Raw genomic sequence first — 21,360 nt, 5'->3', positions numbered from 1 at the left:
AAGTGCGCACCCAGGTCGTCATCGTCGGCGCCGGCCCGGCCGGGCTGCTGCTGTCCCACCTGCTCGGTCTCGAAGGCATCGACTCGGTGCTGCTCGAACGGCAGACCGCCGAGTACGTCCAGGCCCGCATCCGAGCGGGCATCCTCGAGGCGGGGACGGTCGAGCTGCTGCGGCAGGCCGGCCTGGGCAGCCGGCTCGACGTCGAGGGCATGGAGCACCGCGGGATCCATCTGCAGTGGCCGGAGAACCGGCACCACGTGGACTTCGTCGACCTCATCGGCCGGTCGGTGACCGTCTACGGGCAGACGGAGGTCACCAAGGACCTCATGGCGGCGCGGGAAAAAGCCGGGCGCCCGGCGTACTACTCGGCGGCCGGCGTCACGGTGCACGACGTGACGGACAAGCCGTTTGTGACCTTTGTGGACGATGCCGGGGCGGCACGCCGGATCGACGCGGACGTCGTCGTCGGCTGCGACGGCTTCCACGGGCCGAGCCGGGCCGCGATCCCCTCGCCGCGGGTCTGGGAGCGCACGTATCCGTTCGCGTGGCTGGGCGTGCTGGCCGACGTCGCGCCGTCGACGGACGAGCTGATCTACGCCTGGCACCCGGACGGCTTCGCGATGCACAGCATGCGCTCGCCGCGGGTCAGCCGGTTCTACCTGCAGGTCGCGCCGGACGAGGACATCGAGCGGTGGAGCGACGACCGGATCTGGACGGCGCTGTCCGAGCGGCTGGGCGTCGCGGGGTGGACGCTGCGGACCGGGCCGATCACGGAGAAGAGCGTGCTGCCGATGCGCAGCTTCGTCGCGACGCCGATGCGGTACGGAAACCTCTACCTGGCCGGGGACGCCGCCCACATCGTGCCGCCGACCGGGGCGAAGGGGCTGAACCTGGCGGTGGCGGACGTTTCGCTGCTGGCGTCCGCGTTGACGGCGTCGCTGCGTGGCGACGACGAACTCGCCGACGCGTACTCGGAGACGGCGTTGCGCCGGGTCTGGCGCTGCACGCACTTCTCGTGGTGGATGACGTCGATGCTGCACCGCCACGGCGACGACTTCGACGCCCAGCTCCAGCTCTCCCAGCTGCGCCGCACAGTGACGTCGACGGCGGCGGCGACCGAACTGGCCGACAACTACGCGGGCCTGCCGCTGTAGCCCGTGACGGGAGGGTCGACACGCGTGATTGCAGGGTCGACACGCGTGACGGGAGGGTCGACACGCGGCCCGCGATTCTCACCGTGCCGTGTCGGCCTTCTGATCACGCGTGCCGGCTGTCTGATCACCGCCGGGGTCGGGTTTCGGCAGGCGGACGGTGAACGTCGATCCGGTGTCCACTTCGGACTCGACGGTGACCGTGCCGCCGTGCGCCGCCACGAGGTGCCGCACGATGGCCAGGCCGAGGCCGCTGCCGCCGGTCTGCCGGTTCCGGGACTTTTCGGCGCGCCAGAACCGGTCGAACACGTGCGGCAGGTCCTCGGCGGCGATGCCGGTGCCGGTGTCCGCGACGGCGAGCGTCATGCTGTCCACTGTGGACGAGACGTGGACCGTCACCCGGCCGCCGGGCGGGGTGTGCCGGACCGCGTTCGTCACCAGGTTGCCGACGACCTGCCGCAGGCGGACCGGGTCCGCCGTCAAGGCGGTCTCGCCGTCGGCCGAGACGGTGAGACCGACGCCGGCCGCGGCGGCCCGGTCGGCGTGCGCGACGGCGACGTGACCGGCCAGCTCGGCCGCGTCGAGGCGCTCCGGGTGCAGGCGCAGCTGCCCGGCGTCGGCCGCGGCGAGGTCCTGCAGGTCGTCGACGATGTGCTGCAGCAGCACGGTCTCTTCCAGCAGTGACGCGCTCAGGGCCCGGTCGAACGGCAGGTGCCCGTCCTCGGCCGCCTCCAGCCGGCCGCGGATGACGTTGAGCGGGTTGCGCAGCTCGTGGGCGATGTCGCTGACCATCGCCTTGCGCTGCTCCTCGATGCGCTCCCGCCGCGCGGTGAGGTCGTTGAACGCGGCCGCGAGGTAGCCGACCTCGTCGCGGGACTTCACCGGCGCCGGCCGGTCCTGCTGCGCCGCTTCGGTCAGCGCCCGCAGCGGCCGGGACAGCCGCCGGGCCACCAGCGCGGTGAGCGCGACGGCCAGCACCAGCACGCCGCCGGTCACCGCGAGGATCCGGGTGAGGTTCTCCCGCGACAGCGTGAACGTCGGCAGCTGCGAGCCGCCCGGGCCGAGGGTGAAGAGCAACGCGGGCGGCGCGACGTACGACGAGAGCTGCTCACGGCGGGCGGAGTCGAGGCAGCCCTGGATCGGCCGCGGCTCGGTGCCGCCGAGGACTTCCAGGTCGAGGCCCAGTTTCACCGGGTCGGTGCCCTGGCTCTGCAGGCAGCGGTTGACGCCCTCGTTCAGGCTCGTGAGCGCCACCCGCTCGGTCGGCGTCGGCTCGGCCAGCTCGTAGATCCCGCACTTGGCCGCGAGGTACCGGACGGTGAGGGAATCGAGCCCGGTGAGCTGCGCGCGTCCGGTCGGGGATTCCCGCACCTGGCTGGGGAAGCCGTACGAGGCGAGGCAGGCGACCGCCTTCCTGGCCAGGATGTCGGTCTCGGCGCGCTCGGCGGGCGGCAGCCGGAACGGGCCCGCCGCGCGCGGGTCGATGCCGCTGGTGCCGGCCTCGGGCAGCAGCACCGGGTCGACGTGCAGCGGGTCGACCGACGCGGTGGCCTTCACCGGCAGGGTGACCGGCGCGCCGCCGGAGTCGCCGAGGACGCGGCGGTCGAGGGTGGTCAGCACGACCCGGCGGCCGGTCTGCTCCGACAGCGTCCGCAGCTTCGGCCCGACCTGGTCCCAGGTGCGGCTGGTCGCCGCGAAGCCGAGCAACTCGGTATAGATGGTCGCGTCGCCGGAGAGCGCCTGGCCCTGCTCCTGCTGGATGGCGCGGGTGGTGGTCTGCACGGCGAGCCACGCGGTCGCCGCGATCGAGGCGAGCGCGATGAGCAGCGAGACCGCGGTGAGCCGGACGACCAGGCTGCGCCGCCGGGGGAAGCTACGTGTCATTTTCGGCCATCAGCTTGTAGCCGACGCCGAACACGGTCCGCAGGTAGGTGGGGTGCTGCGGGTCCGGTTCGAGCTTCTTGCGCAGGTTGAGCACGTGGACGTCGATGATCCGGGTGCTGACGAACCGGTCGTCGCCGCGGGTCAGCTCGAGCAGCTGCCGCCGGGTGAACACCCGGCCCGGCTGCCGGATGAGCGTCTCCAGCAGCTGGAACTCACCCGGCGTCGTCTCCGCCGGGCGGCCGTCGACGGACACCTCGTGCCGCACCGGGTCGAGCCGCAGCCCGCCGGCGCGCAAGGCCGTGTCGGGCGGTTCACGCCGGGCGGCGGTGCGCCGCAGCAGCGTCCGGACCCGGGCCATCAGCTCGCGCGGGCTGTACGGCTTGGTCAGGTAGTCGTCCGCACCGAGGTCGAGGCCGAGCAGCAGGTCGTCCTCGGTGGCGCGGGCGGTGAGCATCAGCACCGCGACATCGGACTCCCCCCGCAGGATCCGGCAGACGTCGAGGCCGTCGACCTTCGGCATCATCACGTCGAGGACGAGCAGGTCGGGCCGGTCGCGGCGGGCCTCGTCGAGCGCCGCCCGGCCATCCGGGGCCAGCACCACGGTGTGGCCTTCGCTTTCGAGGTAGAGCCGGAGGACTTCGGCCTGCTTCTCGTCGTCCTCGGCGACCAGTACACGTGCGCACACGGCGTCGAGAGTAGGCGTCCTGACACCGTTTGGACGCCATCCTGACCGGATCTTCACACCTCGGAGCAAGCCGGGGCCGCGGAAACGAACCGGGCCGGGAGCGGAATCCGCTCCCGGCCCGGTCGCCGTCAGGTCAAGCTCGAACAGGGTTTCGCATCAGGATCCTGCGCTCCCTTCGGCACCCACCGCACGTTCGCGAAGGACGCCTGGAAAGCGCCGTCGGTGTACACGAGGAACGGCGTGTTGATGTGCTCGAAGTCCAGCCCGTTGCTGAAGCAGGACACCGGGATCTTCACCGTCGTCTTCGTGCCGCCCGCCAGGTCGGTGAACAGCTTCGTCGCGTTCACCTCCGAGAAGCACGGGTAGACGCAGTGCATGCTGATCACCGTCCGGTTGGCCGGTGCCTGCTGCACGATCGTGTCGAACTCCAGGGCCGCGTCCGCGTTCAGGTAGCCGCGCAGGTCGTTCGTGCCCGCCGTGTTCTGCATGTACAGCTGGCCCGCGCCGGTGCCCGTCCACGTCGTCTTCAGGCCGTCGGCCTGCACGTTGACGTCCGCCGGGACCACGTTGATCTCGCTGTGGGCCGCCGTGCCGTCCGGGCCGATCACCGTGCCGCCCCAGTTCTCCGCCGAGCCGATCTGGCTCGTGTACGGCGGCACGTCGGTGCGGTCGAACAGCACCAGGTCCTCGGTCGCCGTCCCGCCGCCGCCGGTCGCGCCGCAGGACGCCGGCCCGGCCGTCTCGTCCAGCACGCCGACCGTGGCGCGCTGCCCGGTCTTGAGGCCGTAGCCGAGCTTGAACAGCGGGTCGTAGCCCTCGGACCACGGGTTGAGCGGCGTCTGGCACGCGCTCTTCGGCCACGAGTACGACAGCGTGCCCCGGTAGCCGGTGCCGTCCTTGCCCTTGACCATCATGTCCGCGACGCCGCCGCCCTCGGTGCCGGGCAGCCAGGCCGCCACGAACGCGTCGGAGCGGTTGATCTCCTTGTTCGTGTACAGCGGGCGGCCGCCGACGTACACGGTGACGACCGGGGTGCCCTTGCCGCTGACCTTGTCCAGCACCGCCAGGTCCTCGGGGTAGAGCTTGGACGCTTCCAGGGTCTTGCGGGTCAGGTCGCCGACGCCCTCGGCGTACGGCGTCTCGCCGATGACGGCGATGACCGCGTCGTAGCCCTTCGGGTCCACGGTGCCGGTGGCGTCGAAGGTGACGTTCGCGTCGCCGAGGTCCTGCTTGAGCCCGGCGAGGATCGACGTCGCGTTCGGGAAGTCGGCGTTGGTGTTGCCGGTGCCCTGCCAGCTCAGCGTCCAGCCGCCGGTCTGGTTCTGGATGCTGTCGGCGCTCTTGCCGACCACCAGCACCTTCGACGACGGCTTGAGCGGCAGCACGTTGCCGTTGTTCTTCAGCAGCGTCTGCGACTCGCGGACGGCGTCGCGCGCCAGCCAGTTGTCCTTCAGCGCGTCGCCGGACTCGGCGTAGGACCGGTCGGACGGCTTCTGCGACTCGAACAGGCCGTCACGCAGCTTGACGCGCAGGATGCGCGTCACGGCGTCGTCGATGCGCGACAGCGGGATCTGGCCGCTGTTGACCTGCGCGACGGTGTTGGTGATGAACGCCTTCCAGTCGTTCGGCACCATGATCAAGTCGATCCCGGCGTTGATCGCCTGCGGGCAGGACGAGTTGGTGCAGCCGGGGACCTGGCCGATGGCGTTCCAGTCGGACACGAGCAGGCCGTCGAAGCCGATCTTGCCCTTGAGGATCTGGTTCAGCGCCTTGTCGCTGCCGGTCAGCTTGCCCTCGTTGATGCCGAGGTCGGGGTTGGTCCAGCTGTTGAACGACACCATCACGGTCTGGGCGCCGGCGGCGATGGCGCCGTAGTAGCCCTGGCCGTGGATGTTGATCATGTCGGCTTCGGACGCGGGGTTGACGCCCTGGTCCTGACCCTTGAGCGTGCCGCCGTCGCCGATGAAGTGCTTGGCGGTGGCGATCACACCGCTGCCGCCGATGCGCTTGGTGGCGCCGTCCTGGAGGCCGTTGATGGCCTCGAAGCCGTAGGCGCGGGTGATGCGCGGGTCTTCGGAGAAGCCTTCGTAGGTGCGGCCCCAGCGGTCGTCCTGCACGACGGCCAGCGTCGGCGAGAAGGCCCAGTCCTGGCCGGTGGCGCGGATCTGCCGGGCGGTGGCGCCGGCGACGTCGCGGACCAGGCACGGGTCGTGCGCGGCCCCCAGGCCGATGTTGTGCGGGAAGACGGTGGCGCCGTAGACGTTGTTGTTGCCGTGCACGGCGTCGATGCCCCAGATGACCGGGATCTTCGTCCGGCTGGTCTTGGACGCGGCCCAGTAGGCGTCGGCCAGGTTCAGCCAGTCCTGCTGGGTGGCGTGCTTGTTCGCGCCGGGCCAAGAGCCGCCGCCGTTGAGGACGGACCCGATGGCGTACTGGCGGACCTCGTCGGGGGTGATGGCGGCGATCTCGGGCTGCGTCATCTGCCCGACCTTCTCCTCCAGGGTCATGCCCTTGAGGATCTGGGCGATCCGCGCCTCGTCGTCGCCCTTGCCCTTGAAGCGGCTGTCGACCTTCGGCCAGTCGGCGAGGGTCGGCAGGCTCTTCTCGATCTTGGCGCAGCCGTCCTTGTCCTTGGCGGGCTGGCCGATCACGGGCTGTGGCGGCTCGGCGGCCTGGGCCGGTGTCGCCTGCGCGACCCCGCCCAGCAGGCTCAGGCTCATCAGCGTGACGAGCGAACTTCGGCGCGCACGGGACCACGCGCGGGATCTACTGGCCATGGGTCTGGTCCATTCTGCGATGAACGGGCGGACCGGCTGATCCTCATCGGGCGACGGGGAGGCAGTCAAGAGTTTCGATTGTTTGGAGGGCCTGTTAATTCTCGCCATAAACTAAGAGTCGCTCGTTGGTGAGGCCACGTATAGCGGGCGCCGCTCTTGTGGTCAAGAGCGCTGGCGGGCAGGGCTTTTGCCCCAGCGGACGCCACGAACGACTCTTTCAGTGCGTCGGACGTCATGAAAGAGTCGTTCATGGCGTTGGGGTCAGCTGAGAACCGAGCCCGGCAGCTCCTCGAAGATCAGCCACGTCCGCGTCGACCGCACTCCCTCCAGCGCCTGCAGCCGTTCCAGGACCACGTCCCGCAACGTCGAGTTGTCGGGCGTCCGGACCAGCAGCAGGATGTCGAAGTCGCCGCCCACCAGGGCCACGTGGTCGACGTACGGGATCTCGTGCAGGTCCGTCGCCATCGTGCGCCAGGACGTCTGCTCGACCGTCACCATGATGTACGCCGACGTGCCCAGGCCGGCCCGGCGTGGATCGATCCGGGCCCCGAAGCCCGTGATCACGCCCTCCGCCATGAGGCGCTCCAGCCGCGCGTACGCGTTCGTGCGCGAGATGTGCAGGCGCTCCGCCAGCGCGCGCACCGCCAGCCGGCCGTCCGCGGACAGCTCCGCCAGCATCGCGCGGTCGACGTCGTCCAGGGCCGGGACCGTTCGTCCCGGAAGACCCCCGTGAGCCAGGACACCTGTGGACGTTTGGTTCGCCGGAGCGTCGACGAGAGACCGTTTGTCGCTCATTTTCGCCAGCCCTTGAACACAACACCGCCGAGAACCACCATTTCAGCATCATATGTCTGCGAGAGGTGGTGTGCGTCATGGCCGCGGAGACCCTGCTGCCGTCCGCGTCGCCGGTGCGGTTCGTCGCCGAGGACGGCACGCGCGCCGACCAGCACGGCGCCTATGCCGAGCCCCCGGAACGCCTCCTCAAGGAGGCCTACCGGCTGATGGTCCTGGGCCGCCGGTTCGACGTCCAGGCGACCGCGCTCACCAAGCAGGGCCGCCTCGCCGTCTACCCCTCCAGCGCCGGCCAGGAGGCGTGCCAGGTCGCCGCCGCACTGACGCTGAACGAGCACGACTGGCTCTTCCCGACCTACCGCGACTCCGTCGCCCTCGTCGCCCGCGGCTTGAAGCCCGGCGAAGTCTTGACGCTGCTTCGCGGCGACGCGCACTGCGGCTACAACCCCGCCGAGACGCGCGTAGCACCTCAGTGCACTCCGCTCGCGACGCAGGCGCTGCACGCCGCCGGGCTGGCCCACGCGATGCAGCGACGTGGCGAAGACGCCGTCGCGCTCGCGCTCATCGGAGACGGCGCCACCAGCGAAGGCGACTTCCACGAAGCGCTCAACTTCGCGGCCGTCTTCAAGGCGCCCGCGGTGTTCTTCGTGCAGAACAACCGCTACGCCATTTCGGTGCCGTTCGAGAAGCAGAGCGCCGCGGCCGCGTTGGCGTACAAGGGAATCGGCTACGGCATGCGTTCGGAGCAGGTCGACGGCAACGACGCCGTCGCGGTCCTCGCCGTCCTCGGCGACGCCGTGAAGCACGCTCGCGAAGGCCGTGGGCCTGTCCTCGTCGAGGCCCACACCTACCGCATCGACTCGCACACCAACGCCGACGACGCCACGCGCTACCGCGAAGCCGGCGAAGTCGAGAAGTGGCGCGAAGCGGACCCGCTGAAGCGGCTCGAGACCTACCTCAAGGGCCGGAAAGCCTTGCAGGAAAACGAAATCGAGCAGTTCAAGGCCGACGCCGAGACGTTCGCCCAGTCCGTCCGCGACGCCCTGAACGCCGAGCCCGAGCTCGACCCGATGTCGCTGTTCGACCACGTCTACGCCGAACCGACCCGCCAGCTCGAAGCCCAGCGGGCGATGGTGCACGCGGAACTGGAGGCCTGATGACGACCACGATGGCGCAGGCGCTCAACGCGGCCCTGCGGGACGCGCTCAAGGACGACGATCGCGTGCTCGTCTTCGGCGAGGACGTCGGCACGCTCGGCGGGGTCTTCCGGGTCACCGACGGCATCACCGCCGACTTCGGCGAGGACCGCTGCTTCGACACGCCGCTGGCGGAGTCCGGCATCGTCGGGTTCGCCGTCGGGATGGCGATGGGCGGGTTCCGCCCGGTCGTCGAGATGCAGTTCGACGCCTTCGCCTACCCGGCGTTCGAGCAGATCACCTCGCACGTGGCGAAGCTGCGCAACCGCACGCGTGGCGCGCTTTCGCTGCCCATGGTGATCCGCATCCCCTACGCCGGCGGCATCGGCGGCGTCGAGCACCACTGCGACTCCAGCGAGGCCTACTACACGCACACGGCGGGCCTGCGCGTCGTCACGCCGGGCACCGCGCAGGACGCGTACGACCTCCTTCGCGACGCCATCGAGTCACCCGACCCGGTGATCTTCCTCGAGCCGAAGTGCCGCTACTGGTCGGCCGAGGACGTCACCTTCACCCGCTCCGGCCCGGCCATGGACCAGGCCGTGATCCGGCGTCCCGGCAAGGACGTCACGCTCATCGCGTACGGCCCGATGGTCGCCACCGCGATGGAAACCGCCGAGGCCGCGACGGCCGAGGGCTGGGACGTCGAGGTCGTCGACCTGCGTTCGCTGTCCCCGTTCGACGACGAAACCGTGACGGCCTCCGTGCGCCACACCGGACGCGCCGTCGTCGTGCACGAAGCCGCGGGCTTCGGCGGTTACGGCGCCGAGGTCGTCGCGCGCGTCACCGAGCAGTGCTTCCACCAGCTGCACGCGCCCGTGCTGCGGGTGACCGGCCTCGACATCCCGTACCCGGCGCCGAAGCTCGAGCGCCACCAGCTGCCGGACGTCGACCGGATCCTCGACACCATCGCCCGCCTGCAGTGGGACGACACCCCGGTGGTGGCCGGTGCCTGACTTCCTGCTGCCGGACCTCGGCGAAGGCCTGACCGAGGCGGCGATCGTGGACTGGCGGGTCAAGGTCGGCGACACCGTCGGCGTCGACCAGATCGTCGTCGAGGTCGAGACGGCGAAGGCGGCGGTCGAGGTGCCGGTGCCGTTCGCCGGCGTGGTGTCGGCGCTGCACGGCGAGCCGGGGCAGCTGCTGCCGGTCGGCGCGCCGCTGCTGAGCGTCGGCGGGTTCGCCGAACCCGGGGTCGCAGTGTCTTCTACGTCTGCCGGCAGCGGGAACGTCCTGATCGGGTACGGCACCGCGCCCGCGACCCGGCGCAAGCGCGTCCGCCGCGTCGAAGCGCCCGTTCCCAAGGTGAAGGCACCCGGCGTGATCTCGCCGTTCGTCCGGAAACTGGCCGCCGACAACGGGATCGACCTCGCGAAGGTCACCGCCACCGGTGCGGACGGCATCATCCGCCGCGCCGACGTCGAGGCGGCGCTGAAGAAGCCCGTCGCGAAGGGCAAGCGCATCCCGCTGACCGGCGTGCGCAAGGCCGTCGCGGACAAGCTCACCGCCTCCCGGCGCGAAATCCCCGAGGCCACGGTGTGGGTGGACGTCGACGCGACCGAGCTGGTCGCCGCCCGCGCGACCCTCAACACGAAGACGGACCAGCCGGTCAGCCTGCTCGGGCTGATCGCGCGGTTCACCGTCGCGGGGCTGCGCAAGTTCCCGGAGCTGAACTCGCGCGTCGAAGGCGACGAGATCGTGCTGCTCGACAAGATCCACCTCGGCTTCGCCGCGCAGACCGATCGCGGCCTGGTGGTGCCGGTCGTGCGGGACGCGGGCGAGCTGTCCACCCGGGAGCTGTCGGCGGCGATCGGCGACCGCGCCCGCACCGCGCGGGACGGCAAGCTCGCGCCCGCGGACCTCACCGGCGGCACCTTCACCGTCAACAACTACGGCGTCTTCGGCGTCGACGGCTCGGCCGCGATCATCAACCACCCCGAGGCGGCGATCCTCGGCATCGGCCGGATCATCGACCGGCCGTGGGTCGTCGACGGCGCCCTGGTCGCCCGGAAGATCTGCGAGCTGACGCTGGCCTTCGACCACCGCGTCTGCGACGGCGGCACGGCGGGTGGGTTCCTGCGGTTCGTCGCGGACTGCGTCGAATCACCGGTCACCGCTCTCGGCGACCTGTGACGACTCACCGGCCGAGTTGGCCGGTGGTGATGGCCGCGGCACTTAAAGTGTCCGCGTGACGACTCCGGCCCAGCACGACCGCGACCTGGCGGAAGGGCGCGTCGCCCGGCTCAAGCGGGAGCTGCGGGACGGGCTGGCGACCCCGCCCGGGGACGTCGCGACGATGGACGAGCTCGTCGCGACCGCCCACCGGCTGCTCGACGCGGAGCTGGCGTTCGACGAGGCCAGGCACCGGCTCGCCAACGCCGAGCTCGAGTCCCGGCACGCGGCGACGCAGCGCGCGGTCGTGTATTTCGCGGCCGCGCCTGTGCTGGTGCCGCTGGTCGCCGGGGCGCTGGTGCTGTTCGAGGTGCTTTCGCCGCTGTGGCTGTTCGCGCTGGTCCCGCTGTTCGCCGCGGGCCTGTGGATCGGCTTCGGCCCGGTCCGCCGCGTCGCCGACGTCATCCGTGAGCGGCGGCGGGGCGCGTGGGCGGGCGGCGTCACGGCGGGGCTGCTGGTCCTGGCGCTGGTCCCGTGGTCCGCGGCCGCCGTCTTCACGAGCCTGACGGCGGTGGGCGTGGCGGGCACGTGCGCGCTGCTGTGGCGGGAAAGCCGGATCCCATGAGCCACGGCTACGCGACCTACGGCGAAGATCCCGAGTTCTCGCAGGACTACTACGCGGAGCCCGCCGAACAGGCGCGCCGCGACCTCGACGAGCTGTTCGCGGCGGTCGACGGGCTGCGCGCGGCGGTGGAGGAGACCGACGATCGCTTGCGGCAGAACGTCGACGCCCTGACCGACCGCCTCGACCGCGGCGAGGGCGGCCGTCAGGAGGACCGGCTCGACCTCTTCGGCCGGCAGCTGGAACGGCTGCAGCAGCAGGTCCAGGCCCTGGAGCGCGCGGTGCGGGTAGCCGACGGCGTGCCGCAGGCCGACCTCGACGACGTCGGCGCGGAGACCCGGGCGCTCGCGGCCGAGGCGGCGCGCTGGGACGACCTGCACAAAGAGCTCGTCACGAAGGAGCAGCGGGCCCGGTACGCGGAGGAGATCGCGCACCTGGACTCGGCGCGGTCGGCGCAGGCCGAGTGCGACCGCGGCCTGCTGGCCGTGATCGAAGTCCTGGCTTCGACGGACCGCGCGTCCCGGGCCCGCGGCGACGCGGAGTCGCGGCTGCGCGCGTTGACGACACGGCGCCGGACGCTGCTGGACGAGGAGATCCCAGCGGCCGTGGAGGCGGCGGAGCAGGCGCGGCTGGCGTTGCGCGAAGCCGACGCGGTCGAGGCCCGGGTGGTGCCGCAGCTGGAACGCGCCGAACGCGCGTGGCACGACCTGCAGGTCCGGCTGCGGACCCGGATCACCGGCGCGCTGGGTTCGAACGCCCTGCTGCCGGCGTGGTTCGGCCACGCGCTGGGGGTGGCACCGCCGTCGGGCACGTCGGGCGACGCGTGGATCCGGACGGCGGCGTCGGTGCTGGCGTACCGGGTGACGTTCGGGGTGACCGATCCGGCGCTGCCGATGGGACCGCCGGCCCCGGACGGCGCGGACACGACTGAGCGGCGGTGGACCTGGCGAGCCCGGCTGGAGTCCGATTTGGACGACCTCTCGCTGTAGGGCCGGGCGTATCCTTGAAGCCCGATTGAGACTTTCAGACGGTGGCCGGGCGGCGCAGGGCCTGGCGCCGCAGGCGGTTGAACAGCTTCGCGTTGTTCAACGCGAACACTCCTACCGTAGCGCCGTCGCGCTGCCAGGTCGCCACGAACGAAGACGACGCAGGATCGCCGTCGACGAACGAAAGCGTGTCGTCCGGACGCGGGTGCCCGGCCAGCTGCAAGGTCCCCGAATACTGGTCCGACCAGACATACCCGCTGGGTGTGTACGTGCGCGAGGTGTGCCCGGTGAGCAGGTTGGCCACCGCGACCGGCGCCTGCTCGGACGCGTTCGTCCAGTGCTCGTGCCGCCGTCCCCCGTAGCGGGCTACATCGCCCACTGCCACGACCTGAGGCAGCGAAGTGACCAGCCCCGCGTCCGTGTGAACGCCGTCGCCGACCTTCAAACCCGAGGTCGCCAGCCACTCGGTCGCCGGCGTCATCCCGACGCCCACCACGACCACGTCGGCCGGGACGAGCGCACCGGAAGCCAGCTCGACGCCGGCCGGGGAAAGTCCGGAAACCTGGACCCCGCAGCGCAGGTCCGTGCCGTGGTCGAGGTGCAGCCGGGCGCAGACCGCCGCCAGCTCCGGGCCCAGCACCGGCGCCAACGGCGCGGTCAAAGCTTCCAGGACGACCACGTCGAGACCCAGGGAGCGGCACGTCGAGGCCACCTCCGCCCCGATGAACCCGGCCCCGACGATCGCCACCCGGGCCCCGGGGACCAAAGCCGCGCGCAACGCGAGAGCGTCGTCGAGAGTCCGCAGGGTGTGGGCGCCCTCGAAGCCCGGCAGCGTGCGCGCCCGGCCGCCGGTGGCGATGACGACGCCGTCCGCGTGCACCGCGGTGCCGTCCGACAGCAGCACGCGCCGGTTGGCCGGCTCCAGGGCCGTGGCCTGGACGCCCAGCCGGAAGTCCAGGGCCAGCGACGCCAGGTCGCCCGAGTCGAGCAGGTCCAGTGACTCGCGCGAGGCCGTCCCGGCGAGGAACGCCTTGGACAGCGGCGGCCGGTCGTAGGGCAGGTGCGCTTCCGAACCGATCAGCACGATCCCGCCGTCGTACCCCTGCGCGCGCAGGGCCTGCGCCGCGCGGACCCCGGCGAGCGAAGCGCCGACGACCGCGACGCGCTTCACGCGGCGTCCTCGTTGGCCACGCCCTGGACGTAGATGACGCCTTCGTCGACGACCACGGCGTACGTGCGCACCGGGTCCTTCGCCGGCAGGCAGGTCGGCATGCCCGTGCGCAGGTCGAACAGCGCCGCGTGCAGCGGGCACTCGACGAAGCAGCCTTCGAGCCAGCCGTCGGCCAGGGAGGCGTCCTGGTGGGTGCACGTGTCGTCGATGGCGTACAGCTCGCCGTCCTCGGTGTGGAACACCGCGATGGCGGGCGTCCCGGGGAGCCGGACGGACTCACCGGGGGGCAGTTCGTCCACCGTGCACGCGCGAATCATGACGCCTCCGAGGGTGTTGCGCATGGGGGAACATCAACTGTGATACGCAACAAGTTTGAATCCGGAGCCGAACTCCGTCAAGGGGATACGCGCGGGTAGTTTCCGTTACCGGGTAACGGTGTTTTTCGGGCACGACGAAGACCCGGGCCGCCACTTTCACGTGAAAGTGACGGCCCGGGTGCGGCACTTTCCCGTGAAAGTGCCGCCGGGCTACTTCGCGGCGGCGGCTTCTCCGTGCCGGTAGAACGGCAGCTTGATCGGGGCCAGGGGGGTGTTGCCGAGGATGAGGTCGGCCGCCTTCTCGGCGGTCATCATCACCGGCGCGTAGATGTTGCCGTTGGTCACGTAGGGCATGACCGACGCGTCGACCACGCGCAGGCCCTCGGTGCCGTGCACCCGCATGCTCTGCGGGTCGACGACCGCCATGTCGTCCACGCCCATCTTGGTCGTGCACGACGGGTGCAACGCGGTTTCGGCGTCCTTGGCGACCCAGTCGAGGATCTCCTCGTCCGTCTCCACCGACGGTCCCGGCGAGATCTCGCCGCCGTTGTACGGCTCCAGCGCGGACTGGTTGAGGATCTTCCGCGCCACCCGCACCGCTTCGACCCATTCGCGACGGTCGTTTTCGGTCGACAGGTAGTTGAACTTGATGGCCGGGTGCTGCCGCGGGTCGGTCGACGTGATCTTCACCGAGCCGCGGGTGTCGGCGTACATCGGGCCGACGTGCACCTGGTAGCCGTGCCCTTCCGTGGGTGCCGAGCCGTCGTAGCGGATCGCCACCGGCAGGAAGTGGAACATCAGGTTCGGGTACTTCACCTCGTCGTTGGACCGGACGAAACCGCCGCCCTCGAAGTGGTTGGTCGCGGCCGGGCCGGATCGCAGGAACAGCCACTGCGCGCCGATGTAGGGCCGCTTCCACTTCGCCAGCGACGGCTGCATCGACACCGGCTGCTTGCAGGCGTACTGGATGTACACCTCCAGGTGATCCTGCAGGTTCTCGCCGACGCCCGGCAGGTCCTTCACGACGTCGATGCCGAGCTTCTCCAGGTCGGCCGCGTTGCCGACGCCGGAGAGCTGCAGCAGTTGCGGGGTGTTGATCGCGCCGCCGCAGAGGATGATCTCCTTGCCGTACACCTCTCCGGGCATGCCGCGGCCCTGTGCGTACTCGACGCCGATCGCGCGCGTGCCTTCGAAGAGGATCTGCGACACGAACGCGTGGGTCTTCACCGTGAGGTTGGGCCGGTTCATCACCGGGTGCAGGTACGCACCCGCGGCGGACAGCCGCCGTCCTTTTCGGACGTTCCGGTCGAACGCCGCGAAGCCCTCCTGCTTGTAGCCGTTGACGTCGTCGGTGCGCGGGTAGCCCGCTTGCTCGGCGGCGTCGAAGAAGGCGGTGAACAACGGGTTCGACGCCGGGCCGCGCTCCAGCTCCAGCGGACCGTCGTGGCCGCGCCACTGGCCGTCCGGCGGGTCCGCGAGGCAGTTCTCCATGCGCTGGAAGTACGGCAGGCAGTGCGCGTAGTCCCAAGTGGACATGCCGGGGTCGCTCGCCCAGCGTTCGTAGTCCATCGGGTTGCCGCGCTGGAAGATCATCCCGTTGATGCTGGACGACCCGCCGAGCACCTTGCCGCGCGCGTGGTAGACGCGCCGCCGGTTCAGGTGCGGCTCGGGCTCGCTGCGGTAGCCCCAGTCGTAGAACTTCGACCCGATCGGGAAGGTCAGCGCGGCCGGCATGTGGATGAAGACGTCCCACTTGTAGTCCGACCGGCCCGCTTCCAGGACGAGGACCTTGTTCGCGGGGTCGGCCGACAACCGGTTCGCCAGCGCGCAGCCCGCCGAGCCGCCGCCGACGATGACGAAGTCGTAGCTATCGGAACTCATGCGTCCTCCTCTAGCCGGGCAGGGAATCCGGTGTCGCGTCGGGCATGTGTTCGGGGCTGGTGTGGGCCGAGCCCCAGGTGCGGCGCCGGACGTAGAGCATTATCGCGCCGATGATCACGATCAGCGCGGTGACGATCACCGCGCCCCACTGGAAGTACCAGTGGTCGGAGCCGTAGACCGCGGCCCGCGGCCAGATCAGGTTGACCGTCATCGCGGCGCCGTAGAGCACCGCGACCAGGTTCACCAGCGTGCCCCAGCGGCCCAGCTTGAAGTACGGGCCGTGCTCCGGGCGCGGCCAGTGCCCGCGCAGGCGGCGCACCAGCAGCGGGCCGGTGACCATCAGGTAGGGAATGTAGAACAGGATGATCGCCGTCGAGGTCAGGATGAAGAACGCCCGCTGGTTGCCGAGGTTGACCAGCAGCACGACGACGGTGAGGCCGCCGGTGAGCAGCGCCGGCAGCACCGGCACCTTGGAGCGCGGCGACACCTTCGACATCGCCCGGCTGAACGGCAGCCGGCCGTCGCGGGCCATCGCCCAGGTCATCCGGATGGCGGCGGTCTGCACGGCGAGGCAGCAGACGGTGATCGCGATCGCCGAGCAGATCAGGAACGCGTCGCCGAGCCCCTCGCCGAGGGTGCTCTTCAGCAGGTACGGCATGCCGGACGTGCTGAGCTCCTTGGCGCTCAGGTCGCCGACGGCCATCATGCCGAACAGCATGATCAGCCCGCCCACGATGAACGCCGCGGTGATGGCGCGCAGGATCGCGCGGGGCGCGTGCCGCCGCGGCTGGGTCGTCTCCTCGGCCAGCGAGCCCGCGGTGTCGAAGCCGTAGAAGACGTACGCGCTCATGAGCGACGCGACCAGGAACGCCCCGAGGTACCCGAACGACTGACCCTCACCCGTGCCCGCCGTGTCGAAGACCAGGCCGGGACCGCGCTTGATGTGGATGGCCAGCGCGATCACGAGCAGGACGCTCGCGCCGAGTTCGACGGCCACCCCGAAGTTGTTGATCTTCGCCATCAGCTTGACGCCGATGATGTTGATGATCGTGGCGAACACGACCAGCACCAGGGCCAGGATGATGGCGTTCTGCGCGCCGCCGGGTGTCGACGTCAGGCCGGCGTCGTCGTCGCTGCCGACGATCTGGAACGCGGTCGAGACCTGCGGCAGGATGATCTGGTAGGCGACCGCGACCGCCGCCGCCGTCACGATCGCGCCGATGATCATGATCCAGCCGGCCAGCCACGACGTCGCGGGTTTCGCGATCTGCTTGGCCCACTGGTAAACGGACCCGGCGAGCGGGAACTGCCCGGCCAGTTCGGCGAAGCACAACGCGACCGCGGCCTGGCCGACGAAGACCAGCGGCCACGTCCAGATGAACGCCGGGCCCCCCGATCCGAAGCCGAAGAAGAAGAGCTGGAACACGCCGGTCAGGATGGAGATGTAGCTGAACCCGGCGGCGAAGCTGGAGAACGACCCGAGCGAGCGCTCGAGCTCCTGGCGGTAGCCGAACTTCTCGAGTTCGGAGCTGTCGTCCGGAGCAGGCCCCCCGCCCGCCGGTTTTTCCTGCGTGGTCATGGCAGCGTCCTTACGTGGTGGGGGTGGGATCAGCCCTTGAACCAGTGCTGCGGAACGGGATCGATGTTCTGGTAGATGTGCTTGCTCTCCTGGTACTCGGCCAGCCCGGACGGCCCGAGTTCGCGGCCGATGCCCGACTTTCCGAAACCACCCCACTCCGCCTGCGGCAGGTAGGGGTGGTAGTCGTTGATCCACACGGTGCCGTGGCGCAGAGCCCCGGCGACCCGCTGGGCGCGGGACGCGTCCGACGTCCACACAGCTCCGGCGAGCCCGTACTCGGTGTCGTTGGCCAGCGCGATCGCGTCGGCCTCTTCGCTGAAGCGTTCCACGGTGACGACCGGGCCGAAGACCTCTTCCCGGACGATCGCCATGTCCCGGGTGCACTCGGAAAACACGGTGGGGCGCAGGAAGAAACCGTTTTTGTACTGTGGTCCCTCGGGTCGTTTGCCACCCGCTCGGAGGGTTGCGCCCGCTTCGATGGCGCCCTGGATGTAGCCCTCGACCTTGGCGCGGTGCTGTGCCGAAACGAGGGAGCCCGTTTCGGTGGCAGGCTCGAGCGGGTCGCCGACCCGGATCCGGTCGGCGCGCGCGGCGAGGTCCGCGACGAACCGGTCATGGATTCCATCTTGGACGATCAGCCGCGCGCCCGCCGAACAGACCTGTCCGGAATGGACGAACGCCGCCATCAGGGCGTAGTCGAGCGCGGTTTCGTAGTCGGCGTCGGCGAACACCACGTTCGGGTTCTTGCCGCCGAGCTCGAGGGCGACGCGGCGCACCCCCTGGGCGGCGGCGGTCATGATCTTCTCGCCGGTCGCGTAGCCGCCGGTGAAGGAGACCAGGTCGACGGCCGGGTGTTCGACCATCGCCGCGCCGACGCGGCCGTCGCCGAGCAGCAGGTTGACGACGCCGGGCGGCGCGCCGGCCTCCTCGAGGAGGGCGACCAGCTTGATCGTGGTCAACGGGGTGACCTCGCTCGGCTTGAGCACGACGGTGTTGCCCGCGGCGAGGGCGGGCGCGACCTTCCACGACATCTGGAGCAGCGGGTAGTTCCACGGCGCGATCAGGGCGCAGACGCCGACCGGTTCGTGCACGATCCGGCTGACGACGGTCGCGCTGCCCGCGTCGACCAGGCGTCCGGCGTCCTTGTCGGCGAGGTCGGCGTAGTAGCGGAAGACGTTCGTGACGTCGTCGATGTCGATGCGGCCTTCACCCAGCGTCTTGCCGGTGTCGAGGCTTTCGATACTGGCGAGTTCCTCGCGGTCGCGGACCAGGAGGTCGGCCACCTTGCGGAGCAGGGCGCCGCGTTCACCGGCGGTGGTGCGGCGCCACGGGCCCTCGTCGAAGGCCCGGCGGGCGGCGTGTGCGGCGGCGTCGACCTCCTCGCGACCCGCTTCGGCGACGGTCTCGATGACCTGGCCGGTGGCGGGGTTCAGCACGTCGGAGCTGGTTCCTCCGGACGCGTCGGCCCAGATTCCGTCGATGTGGAGGTCCTTCACGGGAGCCCTTCCCGGATCGGTAGTGGCTGCTCGGCGCGTTGAGTGCGTACATTTGTACGCGAAGCGTGTACAGATGTCCACAAGGGGGCTCGACACCGATGTCGAACAGTGAACCTGCCGCGGCCCGGCGCCGCGGCCCGAACGACCCGGAACGGCGTGCGCGGATCGCCAAGGCGGCGATCGAGGTCGTCGCCCAGCGGGGCATCGACGGGGTCACCCACCGGGCCGTCGCGGCGGCGGCGGGGGTGCCGCTGGGCTCGACGACGTACCACTTCGCGACGCTGGACGACCTCCTGGAAGTCGCCCTGCACGAGGCGGCCGAGAAGAACGTCCACGCGCTGAAGGAGTGGGAGTCCGCCCTCCCGTCCGACGCCGATTTCGCCGCGGCGCTCGCCGACCTGGTGATGGGCTACATCAACGAGCAGTACCGGGACACGGTCGTCGAGTACGACCTGTACGTCGCGGCCCTGCACCGCCCGGCGCTCCGCAAGGCGAGCGCGGCCTGGGACGACGCGCTCATCGCGTTCTTCGGCTCCCGCACCGACCCCCTGACCGGCCGTCTCCTGGCGGGCCTGTTCTGCGGCCTCCTGATGCAGGCGGCCCTGGCCGACCCCCGCCCCACCCGCGACGAGATAGAAACCCTCTTCCGCCGAGCCATCGACGGTCCCGAAACTCCGAACTCGCGTGATTGAGCACGGATCTCGCGTGATTGGGGCCGTAACTCGCGAGTTACGGCCCCAATCACGCGAGTGCGGTTGCTGATCACGCGAGTTACGGGTTCGGTCACGCCGTGTGGGTGAAACGCCTGGGGGCGGTGAAAAAGGTGGGTTGACATCGCTGCGGGGTGGGAGTCACTCTGTTCCGGAGTGTGCAACTTGACGCGTTCTGCGCAACTGCTCCCGTCCTGATCCGCGGAGAGGACCACGCCGGTGACCACAACCGATCTGCCGCCGAGCCTGCTCGCCACGCTGCCCGGCTCCGCCTACACCGATCCGGCGGTCTTCGCGCTGGAGCAGGCGAAGATCTTCGAGGCCGACTGGTTCTGCGCCGTGCGCAGCGCCGACCTGCCGGCGCCCGGGGCGTTCGAGACCGTGCAGATCGGCAAGGAGAGTGTCCTCGTCGCGCGGGGCCGGGACGGGCGGCTCAACGCCTTCCTCAACGTCTGCCGCCACCGCGGCGCCCGGCTCTGCACGTCCGAAACCGGTACCGTCAAGCGCGCCTTCCAGTGCCCGTACCACGCCTGGACGTACGGCCTCGACGGCAAGCTCATCGCCGCGCCCAACCTCACCGGGATGCCGGACGTCGACCGCACCGAGTTCGGCCTGACGAAGCTCCACCTGCGCGAGTGGCTCGGCTACGCCTGGGTGTGCCTGGCCGACGAGCCGCCGTCGTTCGAAGACACCGTGATCGGCGCTGTCACCGAACGGCTCGGCGGCCCGGCCGAGATCGACGCCTACGGCATCGACGGCCTCGCCCTGGGCAAGCGCATCGAGTACGACGTGAAGGCGAACTGGAAGCAGATCATCGAGAACTTCATGGAGTGCTACCACTGCGCGACGATCCACCCGGAGCTCACCGAGGTGCTCCCGGAGTTCGCCGACGGTTACGCCGCGCAGTACTACGTCGGCCACGGCGCCGAGTTCGGCGGCGACGTCAAGGGCTTCACCGTCGACGGCTCCGAGGGGGTCGACCGCCTGCCCGGTGTCACCGAAGCCCAGGACCGCAAGTACTACGCCATCACGATCAAGCCGGGCGTCTTCGTCAACCTCGTCCCGGACCACGTCATCCTCCACCGGATGTTCCCGCTGGCCCCGGATCGGACACTGGTCCGCTGCGACTGGCTCTACCTGCCCGAAGTCGTCGAATCCGGCACGGACCTGACGCGGTCGGTCGAGCTGTTCCACCGCGTCAACCTGCAGGACTTCGAGGCCTGCGAGCGCTGCCAGCTGGCGATGGACTCCCGCTCGTACGTCAACGGCGGGGTCCTCGTGCCCAGCGAGCACCACATCGCCGCGTTCCACGACTGGGTGAAAACCAGGCTGGCGGTCTAGATCAACGCCCGGATGGCGGTCTCGAAGCCGGTGACGTGCTCGAGCGTGAGGGCGGCGGCCTTCTCGGCGTCGCCCTCGATGATCGCGGTGAGGAGCGGGACGTGCTCGTCGACGTGGCCGGCCATCCCGGACAGCCGGGGCACGAACACGCACCAGATCCGGGTCGCGAGGTTGTCGTACCGGATCAGCGTGTCCTCGAGGAACGGGTTGTGCACGCACCGGTAGATCGCCCGGTGCAGGGCGAGGTCGGTGCGCAGCAGCTCGGCGTTGTCCTCGCTCGGGTCGCCGGTGTCGAGCTGCGCGCGCAGCTCGGTGAGCGCCGCCCGGTCGGCCGCGGTCGCGCGTCCGGCCGCGGCGGCCGTCGCCATCGGCTCCAGCGTGCGCCGCACCTCGGAGATGTGCGCGAGGTCGGAGATGTTGACGTCGGTGGCGAACGTGCCGCGCCGCGGATACGCGACGACCAGGCGCTCGGACTCCAGGCGTTTCAGCGCCTCGCGGATCGGCGTCCGGCCCATGCCGAGCGTGGTGCCGAGCTCCTCCTCGTTGATGGGGGAGCCCGGCGGAATGTCGAGCATGACCAGGCGGTCGCGGACGAAGAGATATGCCTGTTCCGCCAGGGATGGGGGATTGACCTGTGGGTGCACGCCGCTTAGCCTACAT

General features: G+C 70.4%; 18 protein-coding genes. 8 read left to right on the top strand and 10 right to left on the bottom strand.

The window, feature by feature from the left end:
- Window positions 1–2: 2 nt before the first annotated feature.
- Window positions 3–1,154, top strand: a complete 1,152-nt coding sequence (locus A3CE_RS0114495; protein WP_020640815.1) for a 4-hydroxybenzoate 3-monooxygenase — start codon at window positions 3–5, stop codon at window positions 1,152–1,154.
- A 78-nt stretch (window positions 1,155–1,232) separates the two neighbouring features.
- Here A3CE_RS0114495 and A3CE_RS0114490 read toward each other — a convergent pair whose 3' ends face one another.
- From A3CE_RS0114490 to A3CE_RS0114475, 4 genes are all read right to left on the bottom strand, one after another.
- Window positions 1,233–3,035 (bottom strand): sensor histidine kinase, encoded by a 1,803-nt coding sequence (locus tag A3CE_RS0114490; RefSeq protein ID WP_020640814.1) that lies wholly within the window; start codon window positions 3,033–3,035, stop codon window positions 1,233–1,235.
- Window positions 3,025–3,720: a response regulator transcription factor gene (locus tag A3CE_RS0114485; protein ID WP_020640813.1), complete on the bottom strand. Its 696-nt coding sequence runs from the start codon at window positions 3,718–3,720 to the stop codon at window positions 3,025–3,027. Before A3CE_RS0114485 ends, A3CE_RS0114490 begins: the two co-directional genes overlap by 11 nt.
- Window positions 3,721–3,848: 128 nt before the next feature.
- Window positions 3,849–6,440, bottom strand: coding sequence for a glycoside hydrolase family 3 protein (locus A3CE_RS0114480; RefSeq protein WP_020640812.1), 2,592 nt, complete (start codon window positions 6,438–6,440; stop codon window positions 3,849–3,851).
- Between the two features lie 318 nt (window positions 6,441–6,758).
- Entirely contained in the window at window positions 6,759–7,235 is a 477-nt protein-coding gene (locus A3CE_RS0114475) for an Lrp/AsnC family transcriptional regulator (RefSeq protein WP_026468482.1), read from the bottom strand.
- Between the two features lie 134 nt (window positions 7,236–7,369).
- Here A3CE_RS0114475 and pdhA point away from each other — a divergent pair, with 134 nt between their 5' ends.
- The 5 genes from pdhA to A3CE_RS0114450 are packed head-to-tail and all read left to right on the top strand — an operon-like array spanning window position 7,370 to window position 12,208.
- The gene (gene pdhA / locus A3CE_RS0114470) at window positions 7,370–8,446 is read left to right on the top strand and encodes a pyruvate dehydrogenase (acetyl-transferring) E1 component subunit alpha (protein WP_020640810.1); all 1,077 of its coding nucleotides are present in this window, start codon (window positions 7,370–7,372) and stop codon (window positions 8,444–8,446) included.
- On the top strand, window positions 8,446–9,441 hold the full coding sequence (locus A3CE_RS0114465) for an alpha-ketoacid dehydrogenase subunit beta (RefSeq protein WP_020640809.1): 996 nt from the start codon (window positions 8,446–8,448) through the stop codon (window positions 9,439–9,441). The genes pdhA and A3CE_RS0114465 overlap by 1 nt, the downstream gene beginning before the upstream one ends.
- The gene (locus A3CE_RS0114460; protein WP_020640808.1) at window positions 9,434–10,618 is read left to right on the top strand and encodes a dihydrolipoamide acetyltransferase family protein; all 1,185 of its coding nucleotides are present in this window, start codon (window positions 9,434–9,436) and stop codon (window positions 10,616–10,618) included. Before A3CE_RS0114465 ends, A3CE_RS0114460 begins: the two co-directional genes overlap by 8 nt.
- Window positions 10,619–10,673: 55 nt before the next feature.
- On the top strand, window positions 10,674–11,222 hold the full coding sequence (locus A3CE_RS0114455; protein WP_020640807.1) for a hypothetical protein: 549 nt from the start codon (window positions 10,674–10,676) through the stop codon (window positions 11,220–11,222).
- Window positions 11,219–12,208 carry a coiled-coil domain-containing protein gene (locus A3CE_RS0114450; protein WP_020640806.1) on the top strand — a complete coding sequence of 330 codons (990 nt, stop codon included), beginning with the start codon at window positions 11,219–11,221 and terminating at the stop codon, window positions 12,206–12,208. The genes A3CE_RS0114455 and A3CE_RS0114450 overlap by 4 nt, the downstream gene beginning before the upstream one ends.
- A gap of 34 nt (window positions 12,209–12,242) precedes the next feature.
- On the opposite strand, the gene A3CE_RS0114445 is transcribed toward A3CE_RS0114450, so the two are convergent.
- The 5 genes from A3CE_RS0114445 to A3CE_RS0114425 form a co-directional block, all read right to left on the bottom strand.
- Window positions 12,243–13,376 carry an NAD(P)/FAD-dependent oxidoreductase gene (locus tag A3CE_RS0114445; protein WP_020640805.1) on the bottom strand — a complete coding sequence of 378 codons (1,134 nt, stop codon included), beginning with the start codon at window positions 13,374–13,376 and terminating at the stop codon, window positions 12,243–12,245.
- Window positions 13,373–13,693, bottom strand: a complete 321-nt coding sequence (locus tag A3CE_RS0114440) for a bifunctional 3-phenylpropionate/cinnamic acid dioxygenase ferredoxin subunit (protein WP_026468481.1) — start codon at window positions 13,691–13,693, stop codon at window positions 13,373–13,375. The genes A3CE_RS0114445 and A3CE_RS0114440 overlap by 4 nt, the downstream gene beginning before the upstream one ends.
- 210 nt (window positions 13,694–13,903) lie before the next feature.
- Window positions 13,904–15,574 (bottom strand): choline dehydrogenase, encoded by a 1,671-nt coding sequence (betA, locus tag A3CE_RS0114435; RefSeq protein WP_020640803.1) that lies wholly within the window; start codon window positions 15,572–15,574, stop codon window positions 13,904–13,906.
- Between the two features lie 10 nt (window positions 15,575–15,584).
- Window positions 15,585–17,153: an amino acid permease gene (locus A3CE_RS0114430; RefSeq protein WP_020640802.1), complete on the bottom strand. Its 1,569-nt coding sequence runs from the start codon at window positions 17,151–17,153 to the stop codon at window positions 15,585–15,587.
- Between the two features lie 29 nt (window positions 17,154–17,182).
- Window positions 17,183–18,649: an aldehyde dehydrogenase family protein gene (locus tag A3CE_RS0114425; RefSeq protein ID WP_020640801.1), complete on the bottom strand. Its 1,467-nt coding sequence runs from the start codon at window positions 18,647–18,649 to the stop codon at window positions 17,183–17,185.
- 98 nt (window positions 18,650–18,747) lie between these two features.
- Here A3CE_RS0114425 and A3CE_RS0114420 point away from each other — a divergent pair, with 98 nt between their 5' ends.
- The gene (locus A3CE_RS0114420) at window positions 18,748–19,341 is read left to right on the top strand and encodes a TetR/AcrR family transcriptional regulator (RefSeq protein WP_020640800.1); all 594 of its coding nucleotides are present in this window, start codon (window positions 18,748–18,750) and stop codon (window positions 19,339–19,341) included.
- 237 nt (window positions 19,342–19,578) lie between these two features.
- Window positions 19,579–20,700 (top strand): aromatic ring-hydroxylating oxygenase subunit alpha, encoded by a 1,122-nt coding sequence (locus A3CE_RS0114415; RefSeq protein WP_020640799.1) that lies wholly within the window; start codon window positions 19,579–19,581, stop codon window positions 20,698–20,700.
- Here A3CE_RS0114415 and A3CE_RS0114410 read toward each other — a convergent pair.
- Window positions 20,697–21,344: a GntR family transcriptional regulator gene (locus A3CE_RS0114410; RefSeq protein ID WP_026468480.1), complete on the bottom strand. Its 648-nt coding sequence runs from the start codon at window positions 21,342–21,344 to the stop codon at window positions 20,697–20,699. The genes A3CE_RS0114415 and A3CE_RS0114410 overlap by 4 nt on opposite strands.
- Between the last annotated feature and the right edge of the window lie 16 nt (window positions 21,345–21,360).

Origin of the sequence: Amycolatopsis balhimycina FH 1894 (assembly GCF_000384295.1) — a bacterium.
Taxonomy (GTDB): domain Bacteria; phylum Actinomycetota; class Actinomycetes; order Mycobacteriales; family Pseudonocardiaceae; genus Amycolatopsis; species Amycolatopsis balhimycina.
This window is presented reverse-complemented; position numbering and strand designations above follow the sequence as displayed.